General features: G+C 54.6%; 25 protein-coding genes and 1 pseudogene. 5 read left to right on the forward strand and 21 right to left on the reverse strand.

Features of this window, described 5'->3' with window-relative positions; genetic code table 11:
• Positions 1 to 72 precede the first annotated feature (72 nt).
• The 5 genes and pseudogenes from ACP7E3_RS11725 to ACP7E3_RS11745 form a co-directional block, all read left to right on the forward strand.
• Positions 73 to 537, forward strand: coding sequence for a hypothetical protein (locus tag ACP7E3_RS11725; RefSeq protein ID WP_426123171.1), 465 nt, complete (start codon positions 73 to 75; stop codon positions 535 to 537).
• A gap of 91 nt (positions 538 to 628) precedes the next feature.
• Positions 629 to 1591 (forward strand): IS30-like element ISPpu17 family transposase, encoded by a 963-nt coding sequence (locus tag ACP7E3_RS11730; protein WP_426123173.1) that lies wholly within the window; start codon positions 629 to 631, stop codon positions 1589 to 1591.
• 131 nt (positions 1592 to 1722) lie between these two features.
• Positions 1723 to 2172 (forward strand): histidine kinase, encoded by a 450-nt coding sequence (locus tag ACP7E3_RS11735; RefSeq protein ID WP_044275371.1) that lies wholly within the window; start codon positions 1723 to 1725, stop codon positions 2170 to 2172.
• On the forward strand, positions 2169 to 3311 hold the full coding sequence (locus ACP7E3_RS11740) for a nucleoside phosphorylase (RefSeq protein WP_044275373.1): 1143 nt from the start codon (positions 2169 to 2171) through the stop codon (positions 3309 to 3311). The genes ACP7E3_RS11735 and ACP7E3_RS11740 overlap by 4 nt, the downstream gene beginning before the upstream one ends.
• Before the next feature lie 31 nt (positions 3312 to 3342).
• Positions 3343 to 3770, forward strand: a pseudogene (locus tag ACP7E3_RS11745) (SOS response-associated peptidase family protein); the annotation flags it as partial.
• A 3-nt stretch (positions 3771 to 3773) separates the two neighbouring features.
• Here the strand turns inward: ACP7E3_RS11745 and ACP7E3_RS11750 are convergent.
• The 21 genes from ACP7E3_RS11750 to ACP7E3_RS11850 all read right to left on the reverse strand — a co-directional run bounded on the left by ACP7E3_RS11750 (position 3774) and on the right by ACP7E3_RS11850 (position 23854).
• On the reverse strand, positions 3774 to 4463 hold the full coding sequence (locus tag ACP7E3_RS11750; RefSeq protein WP_052439838.1) for a hypothetical protein: 690 nt from the start codon (positions 4461 to 4463) through the stop codon (positions 3774 to 3776).
• A gap of 397 nt (positions 4464 to 4860) precedes the next feature.
• A complete protein-coding gene (locus tag ACP7E3_RS11755; protein ID WP_044275375.1) occupies positions 4861 to 5493 on the reverse strand; it encodes a DsbA family protein in 633 nt (210 codons plus the stop codon).
• Positions 5493 to 5792 carry a hypothetical protein gene (locus ACP7E3_RS11760; RefSeq protein ID WP_044275376.1) on the reverse strand — a complete coding sequence of 100 codons (300 nt, stop codon included), beginning with the start codon at positions 5790 to 5792 and terminating at the stop codon, positions 5493 to 5495. The genes ACP7E3_RS11755 and ACP7E3_RS11760 overlap by 1 nt, the downstream gene beginning before the upstream one ends.
• The gene (locus ACP7E3_RS11765) at positions 5789 to 8752 is read right to left on the reverse strand and encodes a conjugative transfer ATPase (protein ID WP_056791219.1); all 2964 of its coding nucleotides are present in this window, start codon (positions 8750 to 8752) and stop codon (positions 5789 to 5791) included. The genes ACP7E3_RS11760 and ACP7E3_RS11765 overlap by 4 nt, the downstream gene beginning before the upstream one ends.
• Positions 8752 to 9195, reverse strand: coding sequence for a TIGR03751 family conjugal transfer lipoprotein (locus ACP7E3_RS11770; protein WP_050513954.1), 444 nt, complete (start codon positions 9193 to 9195; stop codon positions 8752 to 8754). Before ACP7E3_RS11770 ends, ACP7E3_RS11765 begins: the two co-directional genes overlap by 1 nt.
• A complete protein-coding gene (locus ACP7E3_RS11775; RefSeq protein ID WP_056791222.1) occupies positions 9173 to 10663 on the reverse strand; it encodes a TIGR03752 family integrating conjugative element protein in 1491 nt (496 codons plus the stop codon). The genes ACP7E3_RS11770 and ACP7E3_RS11775 overlap by 23 nt, the downstream gene beginning before the upstream one ends.
• Positions 10653 to 11546, reverse strand: a complete 894-nt coding sequence (locus ACP7E3_RS11780; RefSeq protein ID WP_093235602.1) for a TIGR03749 family integrating conjugative element protein — start codon at positions 11544 to 11546, stop codon at positions 10653 to 10655. Before ACP7E3_RS11780 ends, ACP7E3_RS11775 begins: the two co-directional genes overlap by 11 nt.
• On the reverse strand, positions 11546 to 12199 hold the full coding sequence (locus ACP7E3_RS11785; RefSeq protein WP_056791225.1) for a PFL_4703 family integrating conjugative element protein: 654 nt from the start codon (positions 12197 to 12199) through the stop codon (positions 11546 to 11548). The genes ACP7E3_RS11780 and ACP7E3_RS11785 overlap by 1 nt, the downstream gene beginning before the upstream one ends.
• A complete protein-coding gene (locus ACP7E3_RS11790) occupies positions 12196 to 12576 on the reverse strand; it encodes a TIGR03750 family conjugal transfer protein (RefSeq protein WP_056791228.1) in 381 nt (126 codons plus the stop codon). The genes ACP7E3_RS11785 and ACP7E3_RS11790 overlap by 4 nt, the downstream gene beginning before the upstream one ends.
• A gap of 12 nt (positions 12577 to 12588) precedes the next feature.
• The gene (locus ACP7E3_RS11795) at positions 12589 to 12927 is read right to left on the reverse strand and encodes a TIGR03745 family integrating conjugative element membrane protein (RefSeq protein WP_056791230.1); all 339 of its coding nucleotides are present in this window, start codon (positions 12925 to 12927) and stop codon (positions 12589 to 12591) included.
• A gap of 17 nt (positions 12928 to 12944) precedes the next feature.
• Positions 12945 to 13184 carry a TIGR03758 family integrating conjugative element protein gene (locus ACP7E3_RS11800; RefSeq protein WP_056791233.1) on the reverse strand — a complete coding sequence of 80 codons (240 nt, stop codon included), beginning with the start codon at positions 13182 to 13184 and terminating at the stop codon, positions 12945 to 12947.
• Positions 13181 to 13480 (reverse strand): RAQPRD family integrative conjugative element protein, encoded by a 300-nt coding sequence (locus ACP7E3_RS11805; protein ID WP_232925741.1) that lies wholly within the window; start codon positions 13478 to 13480, stop codon positions 13181 to 13183. The genes ACP7E3_RS11800 and ACP7E3_RS11805 overlap by 4 nt, the downstream gene beginning before the upstream one ends.
• Positions 13481 to 13643: 163 nt before the next feature.
• A complete protein-coding gene (locus ACP7E3_RS11810; RefSeq protein ID WP_056791236.1) occupies positions 13644 to 13958 on the reverse strand; it encodes a hypothetical protein in 315 nt (104 codons plus the stop codon).
• A gap of 164 nt (positions 13959 to 14122) precedes the next feature.
• Entirely contained in the window at positions 14123 to 15628 is a 1506-nt protein-coding gene (locus ACP7E3_RS11815; protein WP_056791239.1) for a UvrD-helicase domain-containing protein, read from the reverse strand.
• Between the two features lie 9 nt (positions 15629 to 15637).
• Complete coding sequence (locus ACP7E3_RS11820) at positions 15638 to 16393, reverse strand: TIGR03747 family integrating conjugative element membrane protein (protein WP_056791243.1); 756 nt, start codon at positions 16391 to 16393, stop codon at positions 15638 to 15640.
• Positions 16394 to 16410: 17 nt separating this feature from the next.
• Entirely contained in the window at positions 16411 to 18645 is a 2235-nt protein-coding gene (gene traD / locus ACP7E3_RS11825) for a type IV conjugative transfer system coupling protein TraD (protein WP_056791246.1), read from the reverse strand.
• A gap of 264 nt (positions 18646 to 18909) precedes the next feature.
• A complete protein-coding gene (locus tag ACP7E3_RS11830) occupies positions 18910 to 19413 on the reverse strand; it encodes an integrating conjugative element protein (RefSeq protein WP_073451690.1) in 504 nt (167 codons plus the stop codon).
• Complete coding sequence (locus tag ACP7E3_RS11835; RefSeq protein WP_056791252.1) at positions 19410 to 19967, reverse strand: lytic transglycosylase; 558 nt, start codon at positions 19965 to 19967, stop codon at positions 19410 to 19412. Before ACP7E3_RS11835 ends, ACP7E3_RS11830 begins: the two co-directional genes overlap by 4 nt.
• Positions 19952 to 20701 carry a TIGR03759 family integrating conjugative element protein gene (locus tag ACP7E3_RS11840; protein WP_056791643.1) on the reverse strand — a complete coding sequence of 250 codons (750 nt, stop codon included), beginning with the start codon at positions 20699 to 20701 and terminating at the stop codon, positions 19952 to 19954. The genes ACP7E3_RS11835 and ACP7E3_RS11840 overlap by 16 nt, the downstream gene beginning before the upstream one ends.
• A 40-nt stretch (positions 20702 to 20741) precedes the next feature.
• A complete protein-coding gene (locus tag ACP7E3_RS11845; protein ID WP_056791255.1) occupies positions 20742 to 21452 on the reverse strand; it encodes a hypothetical protein in 711 nt (236 codons plus the stop codon).
• Between the two features lie 161 nt (positions 21453 to 21613).
• The gene (locus tag ACP7E3_RS11850; protein WP_056791258.1) at positions 21614 to 23854 is read right to left on the reverse strand and encodes a DEAD/DEAH box helicase; all 2241 of its coding nucleotides are present in this window, start codon (positions 23852 to 23854) and stop codon (positions 21614 to 21616) included.
• Positions 23855 to 23938: the final 84 nt, after the last annotated feature.

Raw genomic sequence — 23938 nt, forward strand, 5'->3', positions numbered from 1 at the left:
CCCCAAGAGGCTACAGGCAGCATTAGTAAGCACTTCTCAGGCTCGTTTGGCAGTGTTGAAGAGCAATTAAAAATGGAGCTACATGAAGCTGTAAGCGGCGTGTTCATGAAAGTAGCTGACTGGTTTAGAGTTCCACAGACAGGTTTCATTTCGGCTTCGGTTAGGGAGCTTTGTGACATCATCCTATACGATTTGAATCGTCCTCAGGCTGTGGACTACACAGGTGGCGCTCTTGAAAATAAATATACGGGTATCAGCGTACATCGTCTGTATGACTGCGTAGCGGTCCTGCTCCAAAACGCGCTAATCCACGGTGAAGAAGGACAGAAGGTCAATGTCTGCGTAACAGCGAAAAAGGCTGAAACCAACCAAATCCTAGATGTTGTGACCGTCCAAATAATGTCTGTGGTTTCAAGTAGTAAATATGAGGATTCGAAGCTGCGCATTGAACGAGCGATACGGTCCATTGAAGGAGGCATAGACATGGTAACTGAGGGATATACGGGCATAAAAAAAGTCAAATTCATTACCCCCTGAATTCATAGAATAAGCGCAACGCTTGAAACGAGAGGCAGAGAGCCAGCCACCGGTAGAATCCAGGCTCTCACACCGAAGGATTCAAGCGCAGATGACTACGCATTACCGGCAGCTGACTCAGGGACAACGTTACCAGATTGAGGCTGGCTTGAGCGCCGCAGAGAGCCAGGCGAGCATTGCAAAGCGGGTCGGCGTGCATCCCTCGACGATCAGTCGCGAGGTTCGCCGCAACAGCACCCAGAATATCTACAAGGCTGTTTCTGCGGCCCATGAAAGTGATGCTCGTCGAGCGGGTGCGCGCAAGTTTTGCAAGCCGGCGACATGGCTCAGCCATCATCTCCCGGTGTGGCTCAAGCATGGCATGAGTCCGGAGCAGATCGCCCAGCGGTTGAAGCAGGAGCAGCCAAGCCGGGCGGTCAGCCATGAGTGGATTTATCGGTTCATTGCCGCCGAACAGCGCGCCGGTGGTGAGCTTTATACCTATCTGCGACATCGCCGAAAGCGCTACCGGAAACGCTATGGAAACCACGATCGGCGCGGGCAGCTGCGTAATCGCGTGTCAATCAGTGAACGCCCAGCCGAGGTCGAAAGCCGCGAGCGCCTGGGGGACTGGGAGGGCGATACGGTACATGGACTGGGCGGTAACCTGGTGACCCTGGTTGATCGCAAAAGCGGCTATCTGAGCGCCTATCCGGTCAAGCGCAGAACGCGCCGGCAGGTAACGCGGGCGATCAATCTGATGCTTCAGGGCCATGCCGCTCACACGCTGACGCTGGATAACGGAAGGGAGTTTGCCGGGCATGAACGCATCGCGCTACGGAGCCAGTGCCAGGTCTTTTTTGCAGACCCCTATTCATCCTGGCAACGTGGCACCAATGAAAACACCAACGGTCTGCTCCGCCAGTATTTCCCCAAGGGCAGCGACTTCAGCAAGCTGACCGTCGAAGCCGTCAATCGGACAGTAGCGAGGATCAATCTACGCCCGCGCAAGCGCTTGGGCTGGAAGACGCCGTACGAAGTGCATACAGGGGTGAGCGTTGCACTTATGTGTTGAATTCAGGCCCAAAAAAGCGAAAACTTTCATACGCTTAAATGCGAGGCTGATGATGAAAATCGATCGCTGACATTGAGTTTTACGTTGCATTCAGAAACAGTGAGTGAGGACAACGTTGTTGGAGTCGCATGATGAGAATATTACTAGTTGAAGATGAAATACATAAGAAAGACGAGATAAACAGTTGCGTTCTAGAGGTGTTTGGTAATCTGCCAGTCATGGTAGATAGCGTGAGTAGCGCCGTTTTAGAGGTCAAGTCTAATGACTATGACTTAATAATCCTAGACATGGCTCTCTCCACGTTTGGAGAAAGTGCAGGTGACAACAAGAAAGGACATGACCAAGCCCAAGGTGGTATAGAGGTTTTGCGTGCGTTAAAGGGTTATCGAAAGCAATCGAATATCCTCATAGTCACTCAATATCCTGACTTCTTCATTGGTGGAATAAAAGTCAAGCTTAAAAACTCACCGAAAATAATTAGCGAAAAGTATTCTCAAAGGGTCGTGGGTGCAATTTTGTACACGTATAAGTCTAAACCGACAATTCAAAGAATTACATCAATCTTGAGATCACTTTCTTGAAAATTCTACTAATTGAAGACAATCCGGGTAAGGCTGGCTGCATCACTGATCATCTTATTGTCAAGGGAGTTCCTGCAGCAGATATTATACATGCGCAAAATATGACAGACTTCGCAGCGTTTCTTAACCACGAAATTGGCCTGTTTATTATAGATTTCAAGCTACCCAGCTATGACGGTGGCACCGCGATACCAAATGGTAAGGCGATTTTGGAGGCAATCATAAAATCCGGTAAAAACGACGCTTTAATGATCGCTATTAGCTCGTATCCTGTCGATTTTCCTGAGGTTAGAGAACAATTTGAAGCACACGGCTGCATTTTGTCGGACTTCAAGAATAGTGACAGCTGGAAGTCTACCCTCGACCATTTGCTCACCCAGTTAAAAAAAAGCTTCAGGTTTGATTTTTTAATTTTCTGCGCCCTTAAAGAAGAACGTAAACCTTACGCTACCTTTGTTAATGGTCGGGGTGTTAATCGTGGAGGTGTCACCTGCTGGGATTTTGAGATTTCTGGCAAGAGGGGTTCAATAATACAGATGCCGCAAATGGGGCTAGTCAATGCCGCGATCACTGCAGCAACTTGCATAGATCGTTACAAACCAAAGATTATTGCTATGAGTGGAATTTGCGGCGGTTTCAAAGATCAGACAGAGCTCGGCCAGCTTCTTGTGTCCAAGATGGTTTATGAATATCAAAGCGGAAAATGGTCCGACGAAGGCTTTCAAAATGAACCATACCAAGTACCCACGGATTCACATTTCTTGGGTCATATAGAGAGCTTGCTGGATGATGAAAATTTGTTAGAGGAGCTTGAGAAGAAATTTCGCGGCGATCGGCCTACCAAATATACTGCCCCTGCGACGGCCATATTCACCAGCGGATCGGCAGTGATTGCCGACAGTAAATATATTAGTCAGATCGAAAAATTTCATCGAAAAGTTCAAGGTCTCGATATGGAGATTTTTGCCGTCCAGCGTGCTGCTGAATTGTCGTCTGTAAAGCCTATATGCCTATGCGCCAAGACTGTGGTAGATCTATGCAATGCTGAAAAGTCAGATAAGATACATGCTTATGGAGCGTTTGTTTCCGCTCGATTTGTTTTGATGGGCTTGGAGACTTTTTTCAAGAGCGAAGTTTAAGATTCGCGTACGGTACCGCACCCCCAGCGGCTCGGCCTCGGCACGGGCTGCGTACAACTGCCGATCGGAGACGGCCAGTCAAAAAGCGTCGTTCTGTACGGCTTGGCGAAAAGCGTAGCACTGCATTATCCCGGCCGCATTTATGAGCCTGACTGGCGATCAGGAAAGGCGATCGCCACACGCATTGCGCGGGCAGACGGTGAGACAATGGGCATCGCCGGCCTGTGGGAGCAGTGGCGCAATCCCGGTACCGGGGAGACTGTACACAGCGTCACCATGCTGACCATCAATTCGGATAATCACCCGTTCATTCGCAACTACCACAAGCCCGAGGATGAAAAACGCATGGTGGTGATCCTGCCCCAGGGACTTTACGGCGATTAGCTTAAAGCGCCTGCAGGCGAAAGCATGGAGTTCATGCGTCAGTACCCGGCAGACCGGATGAAAGTCGCGATGTGATCGTCAGGGTTTGGTAGCCAACACCGCATTGACCGTCTGAGTCTGGGACATCCAGGCAGCAGTCTGGTCGCAGCGATATCTGACGACCCTATATATCAGCGCGTAGTCCTGCGCGAGTTGGCGTGCGAAGATGGGCTCATGGTGGGCAATGCGATTGCGAAATTTTCGGGTCGCCTCCAAGGCGTTTCGAATTTCCGCGCGTAGCTTGTGATAAGGAAGAGCAGCCGGAGCGTGTGGGAACAGGCGCTTAAGATGGTTATCCCAGAGCCCGTGATCGTAACGCGCAGTAAACATGGACTCCCAGAAAGCAAAACTCATTTCGGCAATCGCCTTGTCCGCAGACGGCGGGTTACCACCAGCGCTTTGTTCTGCTTTCTGCCTGGCCGCCAACAGAGCTTGACGCGGCTTAAACGCTGAACCACCAGGGTCAGGCAAACTCAGAAAAAAACCTTGGCTCCAGGGCCAGTGAGCGCCATAGGTAGCAGTCAAAGCTTCAGATACGGCGTTTCGGACCACAACCTCACAGAAATGAAGAGGATGGATGAAAGCAGCCGAAATCGCTGCGTTCCAAGCGTATAAGTGGATGGCGGCGCTCAGCGGCGAAGGCTTGTTGCTGCAAGCGGTCAAGTAGGTGCCCATCCTTGGCATGGAAAGGGCAGTCTGCTTGGCAAGATCAGGCGACGTGAAAGACATGAAATTGGGCCGAAGTTGACGAAGCCGTCATTTAGCCATACTATTGTTCCACTAACCACTTGGATAGGAGTCAACCTACAGCAGGATTGATTTCGCCGAGGGATGTACGACAGTACACACAAAGCCCACCGAAAGGTGGGCTTTGTGTATGTGGTACAAAAAACTGCTGCGTCCTGCATCGTATGCGGCAAACGACCTGAAGCACTTGTCAACTATGGAAGGCAGCGCTTGTTCCTTTGGTCCGTACCAGGCTGCTGCAGGTTGGCTCGCTCTACTCTATACGCCGGCGTGGGCGGTCGTTTAAATCGCCTGGGCTCGACACAACCAACATTTCACCTTTCGCACATGAGTGGCAGTTGCCGGCCGCGTGTGTACATGGGGCAAATAAGGTGCGCAACTAGTTTTTTTTCTGAATCAACAAGTCAATTGCCGACAGCAACATCACATCATCGGCAGGGCCTTCCAGTTTTAGAAACCTGCCGGTTTTGTTGTCTCTAATCAGCACAGTGGGTGTCGATGTGACCCCAGACTTCATCGCTTCTTCTGCCTGCCGACTGATGCGTAGAGAGATCTGTTTATTGTTTGCAGCACAGGCCATCAGTGCCTGGTGACCAACGTCGTTGACGTCCAACTGACCATTAAAGCCTAGGCCGTTGCTACGGGTTCGTTCAAAGACCTGGTCGACGGCTTGCCAGAATGCCAGCGCGCCACCCAGCTCTCCTGCGCACTCGACGATTTTGGCTTCGTTTATCGCGGCCGAACCGTGAAAATCCAGTGGCAGATGGTGCCACTGCAAGTTCACGCTCTTCTGCTTCTGAACCCAGGCTTTCAGAGCCGGTGTATAGATCTTGCAATACGGGCATTCAAGATCCGCAAACTCTGTCACAGTCCAGCGAGCATCGGCTGGCCCCAACACCCAAGGTCCGGTGTGCTGTGGTATTTGTGCCTCGCTTTTAATGAGGGCAAGGCATACTAACGATACGCCTGCCAAAACGAGACCTGGAATTGCCCATCGCCTACTAAGACGCATCAGCTCTGAGCCTCTGCCGCGGATTTCGATGACAGCAGCGCTTGTTTGCGCAGGGCTTCAAGAAGCGCGCTCTCCGCGTTCTCGGGTTGCGGGTGCTGCCGAAGCCAGTTGGCCAACGCCGTTTGAAGCTGGGACTCGATGTCACGACGGTCCACTGCACGTATCAAGACCTGTTGCAGTTCTTCTATCAGGACGGGGGCGCAAACCTCTAAAGTCTGCAAAGCATCCTCACCAGGCTGTTCAAGCAACTGGGTCAGACTTTCGATCAGGTTTTGGGTCAAGGAATTCAGTGTTCTCATACGTGGCGCTCCAAGGCCGTGACTTGCTCGGGAAAAGTGATGATGTGAGGTTCGATACCGCGATAGCGGTCTAGCGTTGCTGCTACTTCAATGGCCGCGTCGAGCTCGTTGCAGCCTTTGGCCTGCATTATGTCGTAGCGTTGCTTCTTCTCTTCCGGTTCCGTCATGGCCAAGGCCAGGTACAAACTAGGTGGAACCACCCGGAACAACATTTCCATGCTTTTGGATAGCACTACGCCCTCGGTAAACTTCCCGCTTTCCTTACGTGCGGACAGCATCATCGATTTCTGAGCTGGGGTCAGTTCACGAAAGCGTGCGATCTTCTCCACCTCATCAGGCGGCATATTCAAGCAGATCCACCACTCGATCATGTTGAGTAGGGCCGATGCCTCTGGTGGTACGTCGTCAACGTTTTGAGTGGCCATCCAGAACCAGGCTCCCAGCTTTCGCCACATTTTGGTGATCTTGACGGAGTAGGGTGACAGCAGTGGAACCTTCAACTGGATGTGGCCTTCGTCAGTGAAGAAGATCAGGGGGCGGCCTTTAAATTGATCCCGCTCGGCGATGTTGTTTACCGTGTTGAGCAGCGAAATGTAGGCGATGGCCATCTGTGCGCTGTAGCCTTCTCGGGCATATGTGGCCAAGTCCACAATGGTGATGTCCGCTTCGGGCCATGGCGTACCTGGGCGGTTGAACATGTCGCCTTCAGTGCCCATGCAGAACATGGACAAGGCTTCTGCCATCTCCAGAAAGCGTGAGCTTCGAGCAGCCGGTATACCCGGTTCATGCCCCATCTCTCGCAGTGCATCACAGATGTCTTCTGGAAGCACGATGCGTTGTTCCGCTACACATTTTTGTGCCGCATTGAGAATGCATTGGCGGATGGCGCTGCGATCAGCCCGGGTAAGGCGCGCATCTTCTTTATCCTCCCCGCCAGTGATCATCAGCCTGGCCGTAATTTCCATCTCTCCCAGAATGTCGCGCTGTTCGTCTTCGGTTTGGCTTGCCAGGTGTTCGTCCGAGGCCTCAAGGTCATCAGCCTTGAACGTTTTGACGTTCGCGGTCGGCTCAATGAGTTTTTCAGCATCGGCGAAGGGCGCTAAGCTAACCCCAGATCCTGGTGCGAGCCGGACACGGTTAACCGTCAAACCAAGCTTCTTGGCAAAGTCTCCCAGCAGACCAAAACTGTTGCCGGCCTCAACGATGAAAAGGCGCGGCCGATAGATGGCAACGATCTGACTAAGGATATTCGTTGCGCTGGCCGACTTTCCTGAACCCGTAGGACCGAAGATGAACAGGTGCGCGTTCATCTGGCGGTCCAGCTTGTTCAGCGGATCGAAGGTAATCGGCGCTCCCCCACGATTAAACAACGTGATGCCTGGGTGCCCGGTTCCGGTCGACCGTCCCCAGACAGGAGCCAGGTTCGCAATGTGTTGGGCGAACATCAGTTGCGCGTACCACTCCAGTGCTTTGCGCTCATTGGGATCAAAATTGCCGGGCAACCATCTGAGGTACGAGTTTAAGGGGGCGACCTCATCGCGGGGCTCCACAGGCTCCATGCCCGCTCCCAGCAAGGCACTGCTCAGTTGCAGACTGCGCTCCTGCAGCTCCAAGTCGTCTTTCCCGCGTAGGTAAAACGCTACGCTACCCCGGTACAGCTTGTGCTTGCGGCCAAGCAACTGGCGGGCAACAGCGACGTCTTCGCGAGTCAGGATTGAGGCTTGGGTATCACCAACAGCCTTGCGTGAAAGCTGCTCCAGGTGGCCTTCAAGTATGTCCTGGGGAGTGATCACGAGGGTGATACAGAGAATGGTGTCCTCTGGCATTTTGTCGAACAGCGCGTTGAGCGCATCACCACCCTTGCGTGTTTCACCGGTCAGGTGTCCTGTCTTGGGCGCTTCCCGCAGACGATCAAGCATCACCACGCGGTGGGGCAGACCGTCGAAGTACCACAAGCCTTTCTCTGTGTCCGACAGCGGTTCGCGGTAACACAGGTTTTGCGAAAAGTCGGTCCCGCTGGCCAGCGGCAACTCGCCTTCCTCCGTTACCGGCACCTGCTTGCAAACCACCTCATAAAAACGGCGAATATCAGCGTCTGCAGGGCCGAAATGGTCTGGCCGTGGATTGAACCAGTGAATCAACCAGTGACGTATAGCGTGACCATCCATGCGATGTGTCTTAATGCCCGCGTTCGCCAGGCCGCCTACCAAGCGATCACAGATGATTTTTAGGTAGGGAGCAGGTGCTTGGCCGCGCACGTCTGCTTGTGCCCCCTGAGTGCGTCGGTAGACGACAATGCGGACACGGCGTTGCTGGCCCCTCCAAGGCAGTTGGCTGACCTTGGTGTCTTCAAATAGCCCGCCTGGCTTGGAAATAGCCTCCAGGTGCTGCTTGATCAGCTTCAAGTAAAGCTCAGTGAAGTCACTGCCCTGTGCCCGGGGTTGGATGTAGTCGTGCAGGTGCTGCAGGTAGTTGTCCCAACTGGTTTCGTCCTGAGCGTACAACTGTACGACCCACGGGGAGGTCTCCAACTCATCGAAAGAGTCTTGCAGGGCGTTTTCCAGGGCATCCCGGGCTTTGCGCAACCAGTCGGGATCTCGACCTTCGGTGCCGATCGGTGTCAGCTCGAAGAACGCAGCACGAGACACGCCATCTTCCAGCAGCATGGCTTTTTCCGCCGGCAGATAGTCCACCCACGGTAGAAGATCCACGAAAGAGGGATTCACGTCGTACATTCGGTCGACGTCAGCGGTAGTCGCTGGTTTTTTCTTTGGGTTACGCCAGTCACTCGGCGACGGAATGCCCATGGCAGCCAAGCGTGCGAAATACCGCTCGGTCGCCGCCTCAAAAGACTCAGTCGCTGATGCCTGCACGTCGACGTGCTCGGTAGCATTAGAGGCGAGGTCCGGCTCGACTCGGTCTGAGCTACGTCGTGTTTTAAACCGCTCAAAAAACCTCATTAATAGGCCTCCGTGCGTTCACCGGGCATGGCGTATTGCACGCGCTGGTACAGTGGAAATACTGTTGTGTACCCCGGAATTGGTGCAGGGTCTGAGCCCGCTAGATGGGGAAAGACATACATGACCAGGTCCGGATTGGGCAGGCGCTTAAACTGGCTGTAGATCTCGTTTTGGGCTGTGCGGGTGAATTTGGCAGTGTCGTCCAGGGTCCCAGTCTGGGTAGGTTGCAAAGGCCTACGCAGATCCTGTCGTGCATCGAGCAACTGACGGTTACTCGTGCTATTGCCTGAACCACTGGCACCTTGATCCCAAACATCCATCATCGTGTTGTCGCCATGGGGGAGTAGTTCGTCCTTGCTCGTAGAGCAGCCCGAGGCAATGAGTGAGATGACGATGTATGCACCTAATTTGAGGCCGCAGTTAGTCAAGCGAAGTCGAGGCATGACGGGCTCCTGAGCGATAGTTGACCTTGCGGCCTTGGAGTTCGTAATCGATGGTCAGTTGCTGATCCAAGTGCACCGCGACCTTCGCCCCGGGCTGCACGTACACTGCCGCGAAGGCTTGCCCGTAGAGCTTGTTCACCCAACTGGAGACATCATTGACGCCTTGGCCGATGATCTTGCCCATGGCATCACTCCCCGAGCCGCCAACAGAACCGATGGTCCCGGACTGCGGATTTATAAATGAACTGCTGTTTCCATCAGATTTGATGAGGGAGGCAGCGCCGGCGCCGGCCGCGGTAATCAGTACCTGGGAACCGATGTACTGCGAGGCGTTGCTTTTACGATCGCCACTGATGCACGGAATACCGTAGGCGTCGCTGATCCAGCCCAGACCTCCCTGAATGGTGTTCTGGTTGCCATTGTTCTGGTTATTGCTGTTCTGACTGCCATTCGTTTCTTCTTGTGGCTGTGGCAGCGTCCGTACCGTGCCGTCATTAAAGACAAAAGTCAGGCTTTTGATCTGCCCGCGTACGCAAGATAGAGTCCAGTCGCCGGACGCTGTTCCGCTGGCCACGGCGCCGGCAACGTCGGGCAAATCGATACCGTTGGCGGTGAGGTTGTCCGGACCTATCAGCACTTTGAAGGGGTAGGGGTCGTTGACTGTACCGTCGATGGGCACGCGGCCAATCAGAGCTGACATCGCGACAGAGCCCATCAATGTGGAGTTCTGTGGCAGCGTATAGACCTTGCGTACCTGTTTGCGGGCCTCCTGTGGCGAGATCTCACTCGCAACGTTCTGAGCGCCCGTACGCAGAGCATTTTGCCCACGGTCTACTGACTCGCCGAATGAGGTTGGGAAGTTGAATCCCGAGGCGGTTTGATTGGAACCGGCCGCGATGGGCTTTCCATTGATATCGACAGGGGTTGCGTCCTGCGGCTCGATCCAGACGACATCCGGTCCAGGCGCGCCTTTGAAGTCCTGCCCATCACCAGGCTGAATGCCAAAGCCGATCGGCAAATCAGCGTTCGAAGAGCCTGCGTTCGCAGCTTTGTTACTCAGTGTGTTGTATTGCTGCTGCAGCGTATCCAGGATGGTCTGGCTTTGTTGTTGTGACTCCTGTTTCATTGTTTGCTGGGCGTTTTGCAGCTTGCTGTCAACATTGTCGTTGATCGACTGCAAACGTCTTTGTAGATCAAGGTTTTGTTGCTTCAGCTCATCATTGTTCTTCAACGCATTGGAGACCTGGTCTTTGAGCTGTCTGCTTTCCACGACGATGGTGCGAAGCGTGTCGCCGGGGGTATCGCCGTCAACGCCAAGCTTTTTAGCTTCACCCGTACTGAGCACGAGCGTTTCTGGAGCCTGAGTCTGTTTCTCAGAACTGTCCTTACTGAATAGTTTGACCACCACAAATAACGCCAGGATCGCGAAAGGGATGACTAGGAATTTGACCAGGGGATTACTCTTCACGGCGACCTCCTTTCGGATCGATCTGGCTGACGGCCGCCGGCAGTAACGATTCGGCCAAGCCATGGCCGCGTGTCACCAGATAGACCGTTGTGGTGTCACTTGCATCACCCTTGTTGCCGAGGTAAGGGTGCTGAAACGTCGCCGTGATGAAGTCTCCCATCAGCTCCCGAGGATCCAGTGCAAGGTGCTGAGTGCTGGTGTTGCGCAGTTTCACTGCCGTCACCCAGTAGTCGTCTAACCGCCATGCTCCTAATGCAGAGGCCTCGACCGGCAACGTCGGGAGCAAAGTGGTGAGGTTAAGGCCCCGCTTAAGATTGACCTGGGCGATACCATCCACGGGTTCAACGGTGCGTAGAGGGGCATAGAGAATCTGCGCGGCATAGCGCGTCATGACCACAGGCAGAGGCGTCTCACGGCGCGGAGTCGGCGGATCCTCGTCTTGAACGTTGGGCTCCGACGTGGGGGCCGGAGCGCGGCTGCTCGTCGGCTTTGAGCTAGCCTGCCCGTAACGAGGCAAGGGACCTTCTCCGGAAACAATTTTTACAGGCTCGGCCGCGGCCTGATTTGGTTTACCTTCTGTAGCGATGATATCCACCAACATGATTTCGCCACTGCTCATATTTTGGAGCTGCAGGCGAGTCGGAGGTATGGGTTCTTTGGCCAGAAGGTACAGTGCGCCACCGGTGCTCTGGACGCGCAGCTTATCAACCAAATTCCGGGGCAGACCCACTCGAACATTTTGGTCGACAAAAACAATGCGTTCCTGGCCGGCGATCAAGGGCAGTGCCAGTGGAATTCGGTCCCAGCGTAAGATCTCGACGGCGTTGGCCATGCCGAAGAAGTTGAGCATGAGCAACCCGATAATCAGCAGTCGACGCATCATCACTTGCCTCCCGACCGGGCAGGTTCTGCGGAGACTTCGATGCGCTGAGGGTTACTGCTGTAGCAGTCCCAGGCGAGTCCAAAAGGATTCTTCTCGGGATCAATGTCGTATCGGATGATGTGCAGCGGATAACGCGCTAGTGCCCGTTTCACGCGTTCTCCGCCGTAGTGCTCGTCAGCGGTGATATCCAAGTTGACCGTCCAGTCGTTGATGCTGTGCTGCTCAATATGTTGTTCTGATTTATCGTCAATTCCTCGGCCAGGAATCTCGAATACACCGCGCTCGCGTTTGCGCAACTCCCCACTGTTGCGGCGCAGTTCGAAGTCTTTTTGCAGATAAGCTTTGCAACTGGGCGTCAGGTAGCTTTCCAAGCGGGTAATGTTGTCCTCGTAGTCGGTTTCACCGTCAACGGGCCAACGGTTCATCTGCTGAAAAATGTACAGCCCGAAGGCGTATACCGTCTCCGGTGGAATATCCCACCACTTACGGGTGCTACCTGAACGTAGATCTGGAGGTACATGAACAGTCAGGTCACGCGGTGCGCTCTGCCAGCCATAGGCCATGTACAGCCCCAGGGCGATCAGCAGGCCAATGACCAGGCGCAGGCTGTTGATATGGGACAGTTGGGCGTCCACTTTTTTTCGATAAGTCATTGAGCCCCCGTTCTACGGCAGGTCCACGCACCCGTGCGTGTGATCAGGTGGGCCTTGTTCCAGGTAGGAAGATATCGTGCAATGCTCAGTTGCATCTGGCGGTAGAGCCAGGTGTCCGGTCGGCCGCGTTTCCAACGCCGTAAAAAACGGCTGGAGAGGGTCAGCCCAAGGATCGCAAAGAGCATGGCGGTGGCGATAATCAGCGCCCAGATATGGGTCAAAATTGCTGCCAGAATCCCAATTATCAATCCTGAGCCGGCACTGATCGCTAGGGTTGCCCACATTTCATCGGCAGTGAGGCCGCCCATGATGACCGGCTGATTGTTCAGTCGCACCGGTAGGAAAATTAGCGTCCCATCGTCAGAGAGTTCTGTCATGGCCAAGGCTCGTTAAAGAATGTTAGTTGCCTTGGTGATCAGAAAAATGGCGACACCCAAGATGGCCACACCAACAGCGGCCGTGGCACCGAGATCGCCCCATTTCTTCTTGCCGAGTTGAATTTCGTGATAGGTGCCGAAGGCATGCCACGCTACCCCGCTGAAAATGACGGCGCAGATGATCAGACCGAGCAGAGAAAAACCATCAAAGGCGTAGTTCTGCATGGTTTGCATCAGGTTAGAGCCTTCGCCGCGTGTGGGCGGCTGAGATTGAGGGAGGGCAGCCATGGCCAACTGTGGAAGTGCAATAATGCCGATCAGCAAGCGGCGCGTTTGTTGATGCAAAGTCATAACGAATCTCCAATAAATCAACTGAGAACAAAGGCTGTGAGGATCATGCAAAGCAGCAGGATGCGAACCAAAGAGGTCGAAGCAATCGTCCGGTCAAGGTTGCCTGTGGCCCATCCCCGGTAGCAGCTCCAGACGGCCCAAGCCCCCCACACGAAAATGATGGCCACGGCCACGCCGACGAAAAATAGGTAGCTCGACGAGGCCGGGAAGCCACTCGCCGCTTGAAAGGCGGACGCCTGAGTACCGTTCATGCTCATGGCTTGCGACCTTCGGTGGTGTATTGGCCCGAAAGCTCGGCTGGATCGCGAGGTTGGGCTCGGCTTGGCGTCAGGTAGCCCTCCAAGCCATGGCGGATTCGGGCGATGTCGCCCGCCAGGCGCTGGTAATCGAAGAAGTAGCGTTTACCCGGCTCATCAGCAATTTGTGCGCTGCGACGTGCGGTGTCTTCCAGGGCGTTCAACTGGCGGATCATCACGTCCAGGTTCGCCTGCTCGGAAGCAGAAGCGGCCGCTGCATGGGAGATAGGCAGGCCGAATCCTGAAAGTACGATCAAACCTGTTAGGGCAAGTCGGCGAGTACGTGCGGTGGAACGCAGTGTCTGGATCACGGCTGGGCTCAAGTCATTCCTGTTGCCGTCAGCTTGCCGTGATCTATTTATGGTCGCCGCAAGAAAACCATATTCAGGGGCGCAAGGATTTCTTCAGGCCATAGCGGGCCTAGCAATCGCTTTGAATAGTGCGTTTGAAGAACAGCAGGTAGCCCGTCGGTAAAGCGATGCCATAGGCCCAGCCTTGAGCATTTTGATTGCCGACTTTGACCTCACCTCTGACCACGGGTTGAACGCTGATCAGTTCCCAACCTTCTCGGCCTAGCTGGACAAGGCGCTGTTGATGGTTAGGATCCTGGAGAAATCCTTGAATGTCTGGATCGGTGGTTGGTTCTTCGGACTTGAACATGAGGAGCTTTTTGGTTCGGACGAGGTAGTACAGAGGAGCGAATTCGGTATGGTATTCAAATGCCCGGTGGCTCATGGCGATGCTCTCGGTGTGTGGAGCCGCCAGATTTTCGAAAACACCAGGTCATGCCAATAAGAAATGAGATTTAGAACCCTGTACATTTTCTATGGTAGGTGCCCGTCCGACATCTTGATCCAGGGTGATCGGTATCAGTCCAAGAGCGGACGGGCCAAACATTTTTAGCTGCTCGACACCGAATTGTCACTGTTTATTCTGTTATCCATCAGTTGTGAGGTGCTGGGTGTTCTAGCGTCAACATAGCGCTGCATGATGGACAAAACCATCGAGTTCAGCGCCAAAATTTTCATTGCACGCGTCACGGCCACATACAGTAAATTTAGCTCATCGTCTTTACGCCCCTGATCGATATCGGGGGACAGAGGGTCAGCGCTAAAGTCGTCATACAGGCTGACAAAGTCCCACTCTAACCCTTTGGCTTTATGCCCTGTCGTCAGTGTGATTGTGGCATCCAACTCGTTGTCTACTGACCGAGCGCGCAGTGTCTGGATGCGCTGAGGCAGATCGGGATAGGCAGCGATGATCTTGATCGATCGCAGCATCTCTGTGTCTTGGCTCACCTCGGCAATTTCAACGTATTGCGAGAAGTCCCGGTAATCGCGCAGCAACTTACGGTTTTGCACGGCTTGGTTTTGGTTGCGGCTGAACAGATACAAGTCTTCCAGGTCGCGCAATGAATAACTGTCGATGCCACCTACCCAATAGATCTTTGGATTGCTCGCTACCAAGCTAAGCGCGTTCTCTATGACGCCGGTAACCGTGCGATGGATGTATGTGCGATGCGGTAGGTCTTCAGGAAGCGCACGTTTAACCTGGGTTTTGGGGCCTAACCCTTGCAGCTTTCGAGTTTCACCCTTGTAAAAAAGTATGATGTTAGCCACATGCGCGACTGCTGGACCGAAGCGAAAGCTCTGGGTCAGGTAGTGACGCTCTGCATCGGCCATCCAATCGCTGTTGAGAGCGTCTTCGGCACCACGGAAACGGTAAATCTGCTGGTGAGGGTCGCCGACGGTTACTTTGCAGATGCGCTGTATCCTTACCAAGTCGGCAATGACCGGGTTCACGTCTTGACCTTCATCGAGCAAAATCGCCTTAAACCGCTGGCTCAGGTCAGGTTTACTCAACTGATACAGCTTTAAATATCCATCGTGGGTGATAGACATTCCCGTGTCTTGGAGGTCGATCATCCGGTTCCAGATCGCTTTCGCAACAGCCAGCGCATTGTCCAGAAATCGTTCCTGCGCGCTGGTGAGCATTCGTTGTCCCTGAAACCTTGGAAAGTGTCCGCGGCCGAGTTCGTTATCGGCGCTGGCCATGAAGTTGTTCAGCGTACTCAGTACATCTCGTACCAGCTCCCAGTCCTGCGTGTTGATGGCCCTGGCGATATCGGTAAGGCGTAAGTTATTGGTCTGTTTGGCGGCGTACTGGCTGCCATAGACCGCGTAGGCCAGGCCATGCGCCGTCTTGCAGACCACATTGCGAGGAAAGCGTCCCTTGGCTGCGAGCTCGACGGGTTTGTTGTAGCAGAGATAAAGCATTTTCACCGAGGCGTGGTGGGTGGCATAACCAACCAGTGTTGTGGTTTTGCCTGTGCCGGCGAAGGCTTGGACCAGTAGCTTCTCTGCTGTTGAATCGACGATGGGCTGCTGTTCTTGTGTCCACTGCATGGGCAGCTCCTAGAGGTATTTTTTGAAACTGGAGACAGTGATGTAAACCGATACGCCCAATAACAACGCGCACGGCAGCAAAATAAGCAGGGGGCTGACGCTGATCGGGATAGCCAGGTAAATTGTCCATGGCACGATGGCCAGCGGAATAATGGTTCCGCGTGCTTTGTGATACAGGTAGCTCGACTCACGGCCGGAGCCGAACTTGCGTAGATCACGTCGCACCAGGCCATCCACCAGGCCCGTAAACGCCGCCAGTGCAAACAGTGGGATTGTCAGTGTCAGGATGACCATTCGTACGCAAAAGGTGAGCACGGTATAAAGCATGGCCAAGCCGTAATCCTGGAACTTGATCATGACCCGACCGAGTTCGTAGCGCAGGTCGAACATGCCGGCGTGCTGCGGCGACGTGGAGCGAGCGTATTGGGTCAATGAGTTAATGCTGTCTTGCAGGCCGCTTTTTACCATCAGCCAATCATAGGTCGTTTTTGCCAGCCAGGTTGCGGTGCGCCCCGGTTCTTTGATGACAACGCTATGTAACAAGTCCTGGGACAGCCAGCCTAGTTCATGCTCAAACATCTGCTGGGCGTGCCTCCATCCAGCATCATGCCAAAACACGTACATGCACAGCCACTCAACGAGAATGGCGCCCAGCAGTGAGCCGAACATCACCCCCAGAAAGTGGAAGGGCGCTGAGATCACCATGCCCAGAAAGGATTTTTGCCCTTCCTGCTGTTGCTGGGCTTTTTCCGCGATATCGGCCATCGCTTTGCTCCTTTACGCTAAGCGACTTTGTCGTCGTTGGCCATAAGGCGGAAATCGTCGACCAGGTCTTCGGGTAGCGATTCGCTTAGTGACTGATATCCCGGCGCTTGCCACCATTCGCTGTTGGTTCCTGATCCTTTACGCATTCCTTCAACCAGGGCCTGCAGATCCTTAGGCATCACCTCGTCGGGATCACTTGCCGGCAACGGCATACGGATTTTCCAGAGGTTGCCGCCTTCGATCAGGGCAAAGCATTGTCCCTTGGGCAGAGCAACCACATGCGCCGGCTCGATCATTGGCACGCTGACGCTTTGGATCTGGTCGTGGGTGTTGGAGGTGAAGGCCGTCTTGCCGTTGATTGCATCGTTGGCGCTGCTAGCCGGTGTGCTGGTAAACACCTGAACCTTGGGTAATTGATTGGTCAGCAGCTCGGCAGTGGCGGTCTCGCGCACACGCAACATAAATAAGTTGTTGAAGTTACCGATGACCTGGCCAGCTTTGGCCCGGTTACCGATCTTGGCTTCAATGTCGCTCATGGTCTGGGTATAGGCTGTGACCTGCATGCCGGCGCCGCCGCCTTTGTTGATCATTGGTATAAATTCTTCGCCCATGAGTTCGTTAAACTCATCGGCATGCACGTTAATCGCCACCTTGGCGCCGGAGGCGCCGGGCAAACCGTCGTCGATACCGAACTTGTAGATGTGACCTGCGACTGACACCAGGTCGCTGAACATGGAGTTCCCAACGGCCGCAGCCACTTCGGTATCCGACAATGCATCCAGTCCCACGTAGACCACCGCTCGTTTACGTATTACCTGCATCCAGTCGAAGATGGGCCGCGGATCCTCAAGGTCCATGTAGTCAGGCGATAGCAGCTCAGCAATGCGTCCTGTGGTCAGTTTCTCCAGCAGCGGCAGCAGGCTGGCAACGATTTTGTCGAAGTAGGTTTTGTCATAGCGCACTGCTGATCGCAGACCCTCCATTACAGGGTCCGATATGCGCTTCTGAGTCAAGTACATGTCCAAGGCCACTACACGCAGTGGACGGTCCTTCATGGCGAAACTGAGGTTCTTGCGATCGATCTTGCCCTCAAGCTCGACAATGGTCTGCCAGGCTTTAGGATCATGTTCGGCAAAGTGCTTCTGTGCATACTCGATGAAAAGCGCATCGATGTTGGTCACGTGCTTGAGGATCTGCTCGTAGTCTGGCCGACGGCCGAGGGCCACCAAGGCACGTGCGATGATGTTGACGAACCGCCAAGCGAACTCACGGAACGCTGCTGAGTTACCTTCTCCTGATAGCTGACCCGCTATTCGGGTCGCCACTTCGGAAATACGGCCAAAGCGGCCCACGGCGTTGTAGCGTGCAGAGTAGTCAGGCCAACCCAGGTGGAACACATAAAATTCGTCCAGTCGGCCGGCACGCATGCATTCGATGTACATGCGTTTGAGAAGGTCGGCATCGCCTTTAGGATCGAAGACAATCACCACCTCCCGATCAAGGTTCATCTCTTCGTTTTGTGCCGCTGTGCGCTGGCTACGATGGACTGGCTGAACGCGTCGACCCATCTGAACGCGGCGCCGAGACCGGCTTCGGCTACGGGTGCGTCTGATGTCCTGGGTGATAAACAGTTCCGCCAGGCGGGTCTTGCCCACGCGCGTCGTACCCAGCACCAGGGAGTGACCAACCCGTTCACCCAGCGGCAAGCTAACGTCAATTTCATGGGGTTCTATACCGTGTAAACGCGGTAATCCACCCACTGGCGGCAGTGGCCGCACCGGGTTAATCGCTACGTTCCATGAGGTGGCTTTGGTCAGGAGTCTGAGTGGAAAGGGGGCGAACTCCAGCCGCTCCTCGATGCGCCGTGCCAGGGAATAGATCGAGGTTGGCTCGACATACTCGGCGTATTTGGGCAGATAGGTGTCCATCAACCGCTGGGTGTGTTTCTGAGTCCAGCGAAAGCCCTTACCGATGAACAGGCGTTCATTACTGACCGGCATGTCCTTGCTGGTCATGGTGTAGTGGGGGAGACGCCGAATATTGCGTCGATACCGCAATACAACCAAAGCCTGTCTCAGGCGCACATATCCAAGAATCAAAAAGCCAAAGGCGGAAACCGCTCCAAATAAGGGAGTCAGTGCAAAGGCCCAGGGCGCAAAAATACAGAGCAGTGCTGCAGCGGCGCAGACACAGACCGTGTAAAGCTCGACGGCAGGACGAAGCAATGCCTCAATGGTGAAAGAACCAGCCATGGTTGGAGCCTTCTATAGCTAGGGGGTTTTCAATGGGAACTGTTCGTCCAGCTCCTGGCTAACTTGTGATATCTCGTGTGAAGCCAATCGATCAGCTAATTTCAAGCACATTGCGATGGCATCACCTTGTTCTGTCGAGGTCACACGACCGCCATACAGCCAGACCACATACCTCACTTGCTCCAAGATGAGCTGGCATGTTCGCGGGTCTTCCGGTTGTCTGATCACCACGGTGAGTGACTGAGGTGGTGGCATCCTTGCCTCTTATTGCTGAATGGCTGTTGCAGTGATGAGCAGCGGGTAGTGCTTGATTCCAAGACGTTGCGCCAGGTCATTCGAGGGGGCTGGGACCATCTGAAGACCATCCGCCCAACGCTGCACCTCGGCAAAGCGTTCGGCGCTGGCCACATTCACTACGATTCCGACTGCGTGTAGTTGCTGCAGTTGATCGCGGCGTTGTGAAAGCCAGTTTCTAGACAGCTCATCGTCGCCAACCAAGAACAGTGGTTGCAGACCCGGGGCATTGATTACCCGGCCTTGTAGTTCTCCAGGTGTCAGTCGGTCTGAGCGCACTGGAAACGACCCTTGACCGCGCACTCCGATGTTTTCTAACGGTGCAGACTGGCCGGTAGGTTCCGGGACCAGGTCTTGGTAGTAGGGCAGGGCGGAAACGCCGCCACGGTCTTCCACCACAATCAATGAGCTGGCATTCGCCACAATGGGCGAGATCGAACACAGCAACAGCATTAAGCTTAAGATTCTCTTCATGGGTTGTTCGCCATCAGGTTGATACCGGTTACGCGGCTAAGGTGTTTGGCAAAGGCACGGCGGTAGCGTGCGGCAGGTTCACCTCCAGCCGGTCGGTGGTACCGGCCGGCGGCAGTGATCCAGTCACCCCCCTTGGCTTTTTGTTCTGCCAGGATCTGGGCGGTAACCGAGAGGTTCTTATAGGGATCCAAACCTTCGCAGGGAGAGCTGTAACGGTGGCCATTGGCACCTATGTTGGTTTGACCTAGACCAACGTCGACCCGACTGGGACCAGCGGTTTGAAGCGCAAGCATCAATGCCCTGCACGCATCGCTTCGGGTCGCAAACCGGTAGCCGGCGCCGGCGACATTCAATGTCCATGGCCAGGGCACTATTTGGCCGCGTAGTCGCGTACCGCTCTCCTGCAGTGCGACGGAATAGAGCACCTCGGACGGAACGCCGGCAGGCAGGGCAATCAATTGATAGGCCGGTGGAGGAACCTCCGCACTGTTGGCCAACGCCGCGGCCAACATAAAACAGCCAGCCAATACGGCGCGTACTACTGTCGCTGCCATTGCCCATTCACCTCGCGCACCACAGCAGGTAGCTCGCCGCCGAGCCCAAGGCCAAGCCAGCGGCCGGCATCGTGATTCAGTGTTATCTGGCGGCTGCGTACGCTGGTTGGCTCGATGCCAGCCAGGATCGCCCAACGGCGGATGGTCTCGTCATCACCTTGGCTGCCCACGAAGTACAGATCGAAGGGTTGTTTCTGAGCCTGAAGGTCCTTCACCCGGGCAATACAACTGGTGCAACTGTCTTGAACAAAAACAGCTAATCGACCTGAGCCTTTTAGAGCATTTGTCGCGCCGGAAATTTTAGGAGACAGCGGCTCTGTTGAAATTTGAATGACTTTTTCGTTGGGGTATAGGCGAGCGAAGGCTTGGTCATAGGCCTTTTGATAAGCCAGTTCCTTGTCGATACGTTGCCGTTCAGCTTGCACCTGCAGTTCAGCGTAACGCCGGCGTTCTTCCGCTGATTTAGCTTCGATACCCAGTGCAGTCAGAGGATCCAGTCCTGGTGAATAGATGCCCCGGGGACCTTCCATGACGGTGCGATAGCGACTCCACTCTTGGGGTGTTAATCCCCACTCGCGGGCCAGTTCTGTCTGGCTGGTCCCTTGAGAAGAGTTCTGGGTTTCGCTGTTCTGCGTACTGGTGATGGACGTTGAAGGCCCTGGAGCAGCTGAGCAACCATAAGCCAGCACAATGGCTGCCAAGCCAATAATCAACGAGGCGTTTGAAGCATTCATTTTCTTTGAGAGTGTTCGAAGGCCATACATAAAGGAGGTCCTATTGCGCGACGGTTATGGTTTGCGGCGTTCCGGCCACATCGAAACGTGCGGATTTGCCGTCCAGCCCGTTAAGGCGCCAGGCCGTACCCGCCACGGCATCACCTGGTCGGATGAGGTAGATCTGGTTTAACTGCGTGCTGCCAGGAGGTGCTACAGACAAAAAACGCTCACCGCCCCTGTATTCAATACCGACGATGGTGAAGGGCGGCGCTTGTGGTGTGATAACACTGGTATTGGGCTTCTGGGCGGGACGAGGCTTGCGGACAGCGGCTTTGGGCTTGGACGGAGGAACTGCAGGTTGCTTGGTCTGGGCTTGGCTTAATTCGTGAACACGGCCATCGAGCGATTCGACATTTGCCTTGAGCACCACTAGCTCACCAGAAGACGCGGCATTACGGGAGAGATCCTGCACTGATTCGGTTGCTTGCTTCGCATAGGCCTGTGCGGCATCGATCCGATTTGACAGCGCTTGTTGTCCGGAGCGGAAGTCATCGTTGCTGACCCACTGCTTGCCATCCACAGTGTCCAGCCGTTCATCGACTTTGCTCAGTCGCGTCAGCATTGCATCCAGGGATTCTTTATCAGCAGTCGTAGACATGCTGATTCTGAGTAGGGACAGTTGATGATGTTCATAAGCCAACATGCCCGTCAGGGCGATGAGGCAGAGACTGAGTATCACAGTGGTTCGAGAAGGGCGTGGTAGGTTCATGAGCGTCCTCGCGCAAAAGCGAAGACACCCTCTCAAACCCGCGTATTAGGTGCAGTAGGAAATAGATTTTCCGGGATGCATAGTTTTCGAAAGTTGTAGCAAGACATCAATGAATCACATCTTATGTCCATAAAAATGGCCACCCGGAGGTGGCCATACAGTCATGCAGCAACTAATTGTCTTGCAAGTGCCATTTCAACTGAGTCCCCATCCTGGTTTAACGAATCGAGGCCCGAATCAGGAACATCTCCCGACGTGCTTTGCGCCACGGCGATCTTTTTGGCCATCAGCTGCAGACAGGTGATCTGAGAGCTGTTGGCATAGCCAAAGAAAATCACCCGCACGGCTTGCTTCTGCCCAATCCGCCAAGACCGCCGAGCTGCCTGTTGAAGGGTGTACACGTTGTACCCCGTCTGCAGGAACGCGATGGTCGGAAAGTCGAGCAGATCCAGACCGGTCTTAACCAGCTCCGGGTTAGTGATCAGCACATCGATCCCACGATCTACCTGGTCGAGAATCCAATCCTCGCGCCTGGCGGTATCGACTGACGCCCTTAACACCGCCACCTTCAAACCGGCCTGTTCCAGCAACCGTTTGAGACGTGAAGTGGTGTCACGAGTGCCGCTGTACACGGTGTAGACCAGAACTTTGCGGCCTTTGGCTTTTTCCGCGAGGCAGAGGTCGAGCAGTGCCTGTTCCTTGGGCATGCGTTGTTCATCTGCAAAGATCGACGGCACAAAAGCCAGCGTGTCCTTGCTGCGTGGATGTTTGACAATCTCCGGCCGGAAACAGCAGTCCGGCCAGGCCAGCAGTACGTTGAGGACAACCCCCAGAAGGGTCGTATCTCGGCGTGCCAGTGCCTGGCGAAGCTCCTGGGTCAGTTTTCCTGCTAACTGCTGATAGGCCGAAGCCTGTTCAGCAGACATGGCTATGTCGATGAACTCCTCTTGGTACGCCGGCAACACGTTCCCACCGATATCCTTGAGTTTCAGAAATACAGTGAATGGCAGCACGAACCGGTGGATGCCTTTTGGACCGAAGCCTGGGGCCTTCACCGTTCGCACCGAGAGTTTTTTTCCCTTGGCAGTTTTGTGTGACTCGTTATCTCGTTCGATGTAGATATCCTTCAATACGCCGTGATCCCGCATGAACGACATGGCCGCAGGGGCCATGCTGCCGCGTGCGTTTGGTCGATAACCGTCCTCGATCATGCGGCGGGTAAGGATCCGAAATAACAGATAAAACAAGTCGTCGGCATAACCGCCCATAAGCGTACCGGTTAGCAAAACACATTTGCGTGCTTTAGCCGCAAGAACGCCCATGGCCTGGCCCTGGGCCGAACCACTGTTCTTGTACTCATGCCCTTCGTCCACCACTAGCAGGTCGAAATACCCATCAGGCAACTGGCGCTTGATGAACTCCGTGGGTTGGTAACCGCCTTCACCAAAGCCAAACTCGATGTTGGCCATGGCACGTTCCATGCGCTTGGCCTGACGGTCGTTGAAGATGAAATTGCCTTGAGCGTCCATCAGGTTGATGAACTCGCTGACGTTATCGATCAGCATCGAGGCGAGGAAGTCCTCCCCGAAGTCGTTCAGCAGCCTGTCAGCGCGCACTGGGCCAATGGTCGGAATCCGGCACATTGACTTCAATATGATTGCTCGTCGGGAGCCGCTTTCAGCTTTGCCTGGGCGCATCAGCGTCCAGAGTGGGCCTTGGCAGTGAGGGCAGCTGCGACGGCGTTCCTCTTGGTGAAACTCTTCGACGGTAACCCGGTTGCCTTCCTGATCCTCCAGCAGGCGCCCGCAGTCTGGACAACCGGCAAGGTGATGGTTACCAACCGCACGGCGCGGCCAACACACCGAGCGCCAGTGAAACCCCATCCGCATGCGCACGCGCCCGAGGATGAAGAACTCCTGCCGCCCGTCGTAAGGCTCTTTCAGTTGGTCGCGCAGCTTGAGCAGCTTGACCAGGCTGTCAGGTCCATTGAGTACCCAGACGCGTGCGTCTGGGATGGTTTCGAGAATCTCTCGCCGCCACTTGTAGACCAGGTGTGGAGGCGAAACGATCAAGGTGCGGCGATAGCCGGCTTTGTGCATGACGGCGGCTACAGCGATGGCCATCATGGTCTTGCCAGTGCCCATCTCTGCGTTGATCACTGCAGCCTGCTCGTTACGATCCAACAATAACGCTGCAACGGCTTGTACCACTTCGGCCTGAGCTGAAAAGGGCTGACGTTTGAGTTCATCCATCACCCGTTGCCGTGCTGGGTTGATGTGACCGGCGTAGACCGGTGGGTTTGATCGGTTGAGTGAGTCCAGCAGCTCATCACCGAACTCGTCGATGAATTCGGTCAAACCGATGGAAAGTGGTGAAAGTGGGGTATGTGATAGGTCGTTCATGGTTGTTTCTCCTGGAAGGATAAACAGGGCATGCACGACACCCCTAGGGGTATGGTGAATACCCTGAGGTTTGGATAAGGGAAT

Source organism: Pseudomonas sp. PSPC2-3, assembly GCF_049898265.1.
GTDB lineage: Bacteria > Pseudomonadota > Gammaproteobacteria > Pseudomonadales > Pseudomonadaceae > Aquipseudomonas > Aquipseudomonas veronii.

Coding starts and splice junctions, on each gene's coding strand:
- ACP7E3_RS11725 (WP_426123171.1), top strand. CDS start 73: ATGGAGCTACATGAAGCTGTAAGCGGCGTGTTCATGAAAGTAGCTGAC.
- ACP7E3_RS11730 (WP_426123173.1), top strand. CDS start 629: ATGACTACGCATTACCGGCAGCTGACTCAGGGACAACGTTACCAGATT.
- ACP7E3_RS11735 (WP_044275371.1), top strand. CDS start 1,723: ATGAGAATATTACTAGTTGAAGATGAAATACATAAGAAAGACGAGATA.
- ACP7E3_RS11750 (WP_052439838.1), bottom strand. CDS start 4,463: ATGTCTTTCACGTCGCCTGATCTTGCCAAGCAGACTGCCCTTTCCATG.
- ACP7E3_RS11755 (WP_044275375.1), bottom strand. CDS start 5,493: ATGCGTCTTAGTAGGCGATGGGCAATTCCAGGTCTCGTTTTGGCAGGC.
- ACP7E3_RS11760 (WP_044275376.1), bottom strand. CDS start 5,792: ATGAGAACACTGAATTCCTTGACCCAAAACCTGATCGAAAGTCTGACC.
- ACP7E3_RS11765 (WP_056791219.1), bottom strand. CDS start 8,752: ATGAGGTTTTTTGAGCGGTTTAAAACACGACGTAGCTCAGACCGAGTC.
- ACP7E3_RS11770 (WP_050513954.1), bottom strand. CDS start 9,195: ATGCCTCGACTTCGCTTGACTAACTGCGGCCTCAAATTAGGTGCATAC.
- ACP7E3_RS11780 (WP_093235602.1), bottom strand. CDS start 11,546: ATGATGCGTCGACTGCTGATTATCGGGTTGCTCATGCTCAACTTCTTC.
- ACP7E3_RS11785 (WP_056791225.1), bottom strand. CDS start 12,199: ATGACTTATCGAAAAAAAGTGGACGCCCAACTGTCCCATATCAACAGC.
- ACP7E3_RS11790 (WP_056791228.1), bottom strand. CDS start 12,576: ATGACAGAACTCTCTGACGATGGGACGCTAATTTTCCTACCGGTGCGA.
- ACP7E3_RS11795 (WP_056791230.1), bottom strand. CDS start 12,927: ATGACTTTGCATCAACAAACGCGCCGCTTGCTGATCGGCATTATTGCA.
- ACP7E3_RS11800 (WP_056791233.1), bottom strand. CDS start 13,184: ATGAGCATGAACGGTACTCAGGCGTCCGCCTTTCAAGCGGCGAGTGGC.
- ACP7E3_RS11810 (WP_056791236.1), bottom strand. CDS start 13,958: ATGAGCCACCGGGCATTTGAATACCATACCGAATTCGCTCCTCTGTAC.
- ACP7E3_RS11815 (WP_056791239.1), bottom strand. CDS start 15,628: ATGCAGTGGACACAAGAACAGCAGCCCATCGTCGATTCAACAGCAGAG.
- ACP7E3_RS11820 (WP_056791243.1), bottom strand. CDS start 16,393: ATGGCCGATATCGCGGAAAAAGCCCAGCAACAGCAGGAAGGGCAAAAA.
- traD (WP_056791246.1), bottom strand. CDS start 18,645: ATGGCTGGTTCTTTCACCATTGAGGCATTGCTTCGTCCTGCCGTCGAG.
- ACP7E3_RS11830 (WP_073451690.1), bottom strand. CDS start 19,413: ATGAAGAGAATCTTAAGCTTAATGCTGTTGCTGTGTTCGATCTCGCCC.
- ACP7E3_RS11835 (WP_056791252.1), bottom strand. CDS start 19,967: ATGGCAGCGACAGTAGTACGCGCCGTATTGGCTGGCTGTTTTATGTTG.
- ACP7E3_RS11840 (WP_056791643.1), bottom strand. CDS start 20,701: ATGAATGCTTCAAACGCCTCGTTGATTATTGGCTTGGCAGCCATTGTG.
- ACP7E3_RS11845 (WP_056791255.1), bottom strand. CDS start 21,452: ATGAACCTACCACGCCCTTCTCGAACCACTGTGATACTCAGTCTCTGC.
- ACP7E3_RS11850 (WP_056791258.1), bottom strand. CDS start 23,854: ATGAACGACCTATCACATACCCCACTTTCACCACTTTCCATCGGTTTG.